We start from the raw sequence: 6,222 nt of genomic DNA, 5'->3' as shown, positions 1-6,222 counted from the left end.
GAGGCCCGATGCGCCGGTCTCCCCCGGTCCGCCGGCGACGCCGCCCGCACCGCGCCCACGGCCGGCCCCCGTCTCCGGCCCCGCCTCCGACCCCGGCACGGGCACCGGTCCCGCTCTCGGTCCCGGCATCATCAGCACGGCAAGGAGCCATCTGTCATGACGACCGCCGACGAACCGCGCACCGCACCGCCGTCCGCCCCGGCCGGGCTGACGTGCACGCTGCCCGAGCAGCGCCGTCCGGACGAGTCCGCCGACGGCGGCCCCGAGGGGCCCCCGCTGGATCTGGTGGGCGTCGGCGTCGGCCCGTTCAACCTCTCCCTGGCCGCCCTCGCGGACGGGATCCCCGGACTGCGTACGGCCTTCTACGAACAGCAGCCGGAATTCGGCTGGCACCCGGGCATGCTCATCGAGGGCGCCACGCTCCAAGTGCCGTTCCTGGCCGATCTGGTGACGCTCGCGGACCCCGCGAGCCCGTGGTCCTTCCTCAGTTTCCTCAAGGCGCAGGAACGCCTCTTCCCCTTCTACGTCGCGGAGCGCTTCCACATCGAGCGCGCCGAGTACGACGCGTACTGCCGCTGGGTCTGCGCGGGCCTGGAGAGCCTCCACTTCGGCCACCGGGTGGACGCGGTGCGCTGGCACGCCGAACTGGGCCTGTTCGCCGTCGACTTCACCCGTCAGGAGCCGGACGGGCCCCCGGTGCAAGGGCGTTCGTACGCCCGCAGCCTGGTACTCGGCGTCGGTACCGCGCCGCATGTGCCCGAGCCGCTGCGCTCCCTGACCTCGTCGGTCGGTGCGGGCGCGCCCGTCGTGCACTCCGCCTCCTATCTCCAGCACCGCGAACGGCTGCTGGAGGCCGGGCACATCACGGTCGTCGGCTCGGGACAGTCGGGTGCGGAGGTCTTCCTCGATCTGCTGCGGCGCCGCCCCGCGGGACGGGAGCGGCTGCACTGGCTGACGCGCAGCGCGGCGTTCGCGCCCATGGAATACAGCAAGCTGGGCCTGGAGCACTTCACGCCCGACTACACCGGCTACTTCCACGGTCTGCCGGAGCAGGTGCGCAACAGCCTGGTCCCGCGGCAGTGGCAACTGCACAAGGCCGTCGACCACGGCACGCTGGCCGCCGTCCACGACGAGCTGTACCACCGCACGCTGAACGGCGGCTGGCCGGACGCGGTGCTCACGCCGGGCGTGGCCGTGCGTACGGCGGGCCGGATCGGCGCGACGCGGGTGGAGCTGCATCTCGAACACACCGAACAGAACGTCCGCACCCGGCTGGCGACGGACGCGGTGGTGCTGGCGACGGGCTACCGCGAACGCCCGCTGGAGGGCGTACTGGCGTCGCTGGAGCCGTATCTGCGGCGGGACGCGTCGGGGCGGGTGCGCATCGACGAGCAGTACCGGCTGATGACGGACCGCTGCGTGGCGGGCGCGGTCTATGTGCAGAACGCCGAGCGGCACACACACGGGGTGGGCGCCCCGGATCTGGGGCTGGCGGCGCACCGCAGCGCGGTGATCCTCAACTCCCTGACGGGCGAGGAGCGTTACCGGCTGCCGCGGCGTACGGCGTTCACGACGTTCGGGCTGCGCCCGGAAGGGGCGCTGGCCAACGGCAGCCGGGGCGTGGCGCAGCAGGCGGACCGGGAGCACGCGCAGTTCCGCCCGCTGCGCATGACGTAGGACGGGGCGGGCGGCGGGGCGCGCGGCGAGGCGCGGAAGGCCACGAGCCAAGGGCGGCCGCGCATGTGCCGGGAGCCGCTGACAGCGCGCGGCGGGGGTGCGAGACTACCGGGATGTTCGATCACATTTCGATTCAGGTTGAGGACACTGCGGCCTCCGCCGCCTTCTACGACGCCGTACTGGCGCCCCTCGGCGCGGGCCGCGTCCTCGACGTCGGCGAGGTCGTCGGCTACGGCACCACCGCACCGTCCTTCTGGCTGGGCCCGGCCTCGCCGGGCGGCGGCGAGGCCCGCGAGGTCCACATCGCCTTCGCCGCCGCGGACCGTGCCAGCGTCGACGCCTTCCACGAGGCGGCGCTCAAGGCGGGCGCGGGCGTGCTGCACGCGCCGCGGCTGTGGCCGGAGTACCACCCGTCGTACTACGGGGCATTCGTCCGCGACCCGGACGGCAACAACGTGGAGGCGGTCTGCCACCGTCCCGGCGGGCCCGACGATCCTCGATGATCCCCCGGCGGCCGTCCGTCCGGTTCTGCGAGAGTGACCGTATGACGAACACACCCGGCCACTCCGCAGCCTCCGGCCCCCTTCCGTACGGCACTCCCGACGAGCCGCGGGTGGCCGTACGGGGCGAGGCGAGCCTCGAGTTCGACCCCGAGGTCGCCCGGATCACGGTGACCGTCAGCGCGCGCGGCACCGACCGGCGGGAGGCGCTGGAGTCGCTGACGCGCCGCAACTCCGAGGTGCTGGAGCTGGTCAAGGGCTACGGCGAGGCCGTGGAGAAGCTGTCCACGGGCACCTTCTCGGTGTCTCCCGAACTGACCGAGAAGGGCCGCCGCGAACGCGTGCGCACTTACCACGGACGGGTCCAGATCTCGGCCACGGTGGGCGACTTCACGGCGCTGGGCGAGATGAGCACCCGCCTCGCCGACCTGGAGCTGACACGCGTCGAGGGGCCGTGGTGGGCGCTGCGCGAGGACTCCCCCGCACATCGCGAGGCCCGGCAGCAGGCGGTGCGCGAGGCGGTCACGCGCGCCCGCGAGTACGCCGCGGCGCTGGGCTCGGAGTTGGTCGCGCTGGTGGAGTTGGCGGATCTGGGCGCGGAGAACGCCGCCCCGTCCTCGCCGCCCGGCGCGCGGGCCGCCGGCTACCGGGGCGCTCCCGCCGGGGACGCGGCGCCCGCGCTGGATCTTGAGCCGCAGCGGCAGCGGGTGCAGGCGCAGGTCAACGCGCGCTTCCTGATGACGCGTCCCGCACTGTGAGCCAGGGGTGCGGACGGCCGCGGCGCACACCGTCCGCACCGCCGCGCCCCGCCCCGTACACCCCTCCGTACAGCCTGTGCACGGCTCGCCCCGCAAAGCCCTGAAGGCGCTCATCGGAGCAAGCGGCTTCTCACTTTAGAAGTTGTCAACGGCCGCTGCCGTGAAGGGCGTTGACGAATCCCCCGCGGGCCGGTCTCTACCTGCGGGTAAGTCGTAGGCTCGGGTCATGCGCCGCGCGAAAATCGTCTGCACCCTGGGACCTGCCAGCCACTCGTACGAGCAGATCAAGACGCTCGTCGACGCCGGGATAGACGTGGCCAGGTTCAACATGAGCCACGGCTCGCACGCCGAGCACGAGGAGCGCTACCACCGGGTGCGCCGGGCGGCGGAGGAGACCGGACGGACCGTCGGGGTCCTCGCCGATCTTCAAGGCCCGAAGATCCGTCTCGGCACCTTCCGCGAGGGGCCCGTACTGCTTGAACGCGGCGACGAGTTCGCCATCACCGTCGAGGACGTGGAGGGCGACCGCTCCCGCTGCGGCACCACCTACTCCGGACTGGCCTCCGACGTCACGACCGGCGAGCGCATCCTCGTCGACGACGGCCGGGTCACGCTGGAGGTGACCGCCGTCGACGGCGCCGAGGTGCACACCCGGGTCGTCGAGGGCGGCATGGTCTCCGACCACAAGGGCCTCAATCTGCCCGGCGTCGCCGTCTCCGTACCGGCCCTGTCCGACAAGGACGTCGAGGATCTGCGCTGGGCGCTGCGCACCGGTGCCGACGTCATCGCCCTGTCCTTCGTACGCAGCGGCGACGACGTGAAGGAGGTGCACCGGATCATGGCGGAGGAGGGCCGCTACCTCCCCGTGATCGCGAAGCTGGAGAAGCCGCAGGGCGTGGTGAACCTCCAGTCGGTGGTCGACGCCTTCGACGGTGTGATGGTGGCCCGCGGCGACCTCGGCGTGGAGATGCCGCTGGAGTCCGTGCCGCTGGTGCAGAAGCGGGCGGTCAAGCTGTGCCGGCGCAACGCCAAGCCCGTCATCGTGGCCACGCAGATGCTCGATTCGATGATCGACGCGTCGCGTCCCACGCGCGCGGAGGTCTCGGACGTCGCGAACGCCGTCATGGACGGTACGGACGCGGTGATGCTCTCCGGCGAGACGAGCGTCGGCAAGCACGCGGCCGAGACGGTACGGACGATGGGACGCATCGTCGAGGCGGCCGAGGAAGAGGTGCTCGCGAAGGGCCTGCCGCCGCTGACGGAGCACAGCAAGCCCCGTACGCAGGGCGGCGCGGTGGCCCGTGCCGCGGCGGAGATGGGCGACTTCCTCGGGGCGAAGTATCTGGTGGCCTTCACCCAGTCCGGAGACACGGTGCGCCGTCTGTCGCGCTACCGCTCCCCGGTGCCGGTGCTGGCCTTCACCCCGGACCCGGCCACGCGCGCCCAACTCAGCCTGACGTGGGGCGTCGAGGCGCTCACCGGGCCGACCGCGCAGAGCACGGACGAGATGGTCGCGCAGGTCGACGAGCAACTGCTGCGGCTGGAGCGGTGCGCGAAGGGCGACCTGGTCGTCATCACCGCGGGCTCGCCGCCCGGCGTCTCCGGCTCGACGAACCTCGTACGCGTCCACCACATCGGCGAGGACGACGCCCCCGCGCACTGAGGACGCGGGGCGGCAGAACGTACGGGCACGACGCCGGGCCGGCGGGGACGGAACGAGCGGGCCCGCCCCCGGCCCGGCGCACGACGCTCAGGTGCGGGCGATCGTCTCGTGGTGGCGGATGACCTCCGCGATCACGAAGTTGAGCAGTTTCTCCGCGAACGCGGGATCGAGCTTGGCGCTGACCGCCAGCTCCCGGAGCCGTGTGATCTGACGGGCCTCGCGGGCGGGGTCCGCCGGCGGCAGATCGTGGTCGGCCTTGAGACGTCCGACGCGCTGGGTGCACTTGAAGCGCTCGGCGAGCATATGGACCACGGCGGCGTCGATGTTGTCGATGCTGTCGCGCAGCGCGATCAGTTCGGCGCGCACCGCCTCGTCGACGCCCTCGGTGGTGTCGGGCGCGGGCGCCGTACCGCCGGGTCCGCTTCCGCGGTCGCCGGTCCCGCGGGTCTCACCCCTCCCGCCGGTGCCGTGGATCTCGTCGGTCCCGTCGGTACCGCCAGTCTCACCGGTGCCGTCGGTGCCGCGGGCCGCGCCGGTCCCGCTGGTCTCGCCGTGGGTCTTCGCCATGCCTGCCGTTCCAGGTCGCGGGGATGATGCCTGCACGAGCCTATGCCGCCCGCGGGGGCGGTCCGCGCCCGTACAGTGACAGTGGCCGAGAAGAGACCGGGGGTGGTGTCCATGGCGGCACAGGGAGCGCCGACGGGGCCCGCCGCGGACGCCGTGGAGCGGGGCTTCCCGCATCTGGACACGGTGCGCTCCGCGATCACCGCGCTCTACAAGCGGCTGTCGTGGGACACCGTACGGCGCTTCGACGTCAGCGTCGCGCCCGCCGACGTCGCCTTCTCCGACACCGAGGACCTCCACGCCGGGGTGCAGCGCGTGGCGCGCGTCATGGTCCAGCAGTTCAGGCTGCCGGACGCCCGCATGATCGTCAGCTTCCGGGAGATGGAGCACGCGGCGCACATCGAACTGGCCGCGGGCCCCGAGTACTTCATCGAGCTGAACGCCCGCTTCAAGCGGCACCGGCGCGACATCGGGGCCGCCCTCGCCCACGAGGTGATGCACGTCTATCTGCACCGCCTCGGCCTCGCCTTCCACGGCACCCGCGACAACGAGATCCTCACCGACACCGCCACCACCTATCTCGGCGCGGGCTGGCTGCTGCTGGACGCCTTCCGGCAGGACCAGGTCTCCTCGCAGAAGCTGGGCTATCTCACGCCGGAGGAGTTCGGCTACGTCCTGGCCAAGCGGGCCGCGGTCTTCGGGGAGGGCCCCGAGGTGTGGTTCACCAGCCCGCAGGCGTACGAGGCGTATCTCAAGGGCACGGGGCTGGCCCGCGCCGACGAGGCCAGGCCGCCGCTGGCCGCCTCGGGCTGGGCGGGCCGCCGCCGCTACACACGCGACCGTCGTCACGCGCTGGCACGCCCCGCCAGCACCCCGTATCCGCCGGACGCCGACGCCTGGTCGTACGCCTTCGACGGCCGCTCGCCGCTGCGGGTCTCCTTCCCGTGCCCGACGTGCCAGCAGCGCATCCGCGTCCCGGTGCGCGGCAGGATGCGGGCGCGCTGCGGGCTGTGCCACTCGGTGCTGGACTGCGACACCTGACCGGCGCCCCGCGCCGCGG

The 6,222-nt window shown here is 72.8% G+C and carries 6 protein-coding genes; 5 read left to right on the top strand and 1 reads right to left on the bottom strand.

The window, feature by feature from the left end; genetic code table 11:
• Positions 1 to 156: 156 nt before the first annotated feature.
• The 4 genes from AN218_RS22195 to pyk all read left to right on the top strand — a co-directional run bounded on the left by AN218_RS22195 (position 157) and on the right by pyk (position 4,598).
• Complete coding sequence (locus AN218_RS22195) at positions 157 to 1,677, top strand: lysine N(6)-hydroxylase/L-ornithine N(5)-oxygenase family protein (protein WP_079132454.1); 1,521 nt, start codon at positions 157 to 159, stop codon at positions 1,675 to 1,677.
• 113 nt (positions 1,678 to 1,790) lie between these two features.
• Positions 1,791 to 2,180, top strand: coding sequence for a VOC family protein (locus AN218_RS22190; protein WP_070018646.1), 390 nt, complete (start codon positions 1,791 to 1,793; stop codon positions 2,178 to 2,180).
• A gap of 41 nt (positions 2,181 to 2,221) precedes the next feature.
• Positions 2,222 to 2,935: an SIMPL domain-containing protein gene (locus tag AN218_RS22185; RefSeq protein WP_070018651.1), complete on the top strand. Its 714-nt coding sequence runs from the start codon at positions 2,222 to 2,224 to the stop codon at positions 2,933 to 2,935.
• A gap of 226 nt (positions 2,936 to 3,161) precedes the next feature.
• Positions 3,162 to 4,598: a pyruvate kinase gene (gene pyk / locus AN218_RS22180; protein WP_070018645.1), complete on the top strand. Its 1,437-nt coding sequence runs from the start codon at positions 3,162 to 3,164 to the stop codon at positions 4,596 to 4,598.
• Between the two features lie 87 nt (positions 4,599 to 4,685).
• Here the strand turns inward: pyk and AN218_RS22175 are convergent, their stop codons facing one another.
• A complete protein-coding gene (locus AN218_RS22175; RefSeq protein WP_070018650.1) occupies positions 4,686 to 4,964 on the bottom strand; it encodes a chorismate mutase in 279 nt (92 codons plus the stop codon).
• Between the two features lie 312 nt (positions 4,965 to 5,276).
• On the opposite strand from AN218_RS22175, the gene AN218_RS22170 reads away from it, so the two are divergent.
• Positions 5,277 to 6,203, top strand: coding sequence for a hypothetical protein (locus AN218_RS22170; RefSeq protein WP_070018644.1), 927 nt, complete (start codon positions 5,277 to 5,279; stop codon positions 6,201 to 6,203).
• The last annotated feature ends 19 nt before the right edge of the window (positions 6,204 to 6,222 follow it).

Source organism: Streptomyces nanshensis (assembly GCF_001751255.1).
Lineage (GTDB): Bacteria > Actinomycetota > Actinomycetes > Streptomycetales > Streptomycetaceae > Streptomyces > Streptomyces nanshensis_A.
This window is presented reverse-complemented; position numbering and strand designations above follow the sequence as displayed.

Excerpts from the sequence above, each read along its gene's own strand:
- AN218_RS22195 (WP_079132454.1), top strand. The coding sequence starts at position 157 with ATGACGACCGCCGACGAACCGCGCACCGCACCGCCGTCCGCCCCGGCC.
- AN218_RS22190 (WP_070018646.1), top strand. The coding sequence starts at position 1,791 with ATGTTCGATCACATTTCGATTCAGGTTGAGGACACTGCGGCCTCCGCC.
- AN218_RS22185 (WP_070018651.1), top strand. The coding sequence starts at position 2,222 with ATGACGAACACACCCGGCCACTCCGCAGCCTCCGGCCCCCTTCCGTAC.
- pyk (WP_070018645.1), top strand. The coding sequence starts at position 3,162 with ATGCGCCGCGCGAAAATCGTCTGCACCCTGGGACCTGCCAGCCACTCG.
- AN218_RS22170 (WP_070018644.1), top strand. The coding sequence starts at position 5,277 with ATGGCGGCACAGGGAGCGCCGACGGGGCCCGCCGCGGACGCCGTGGAG.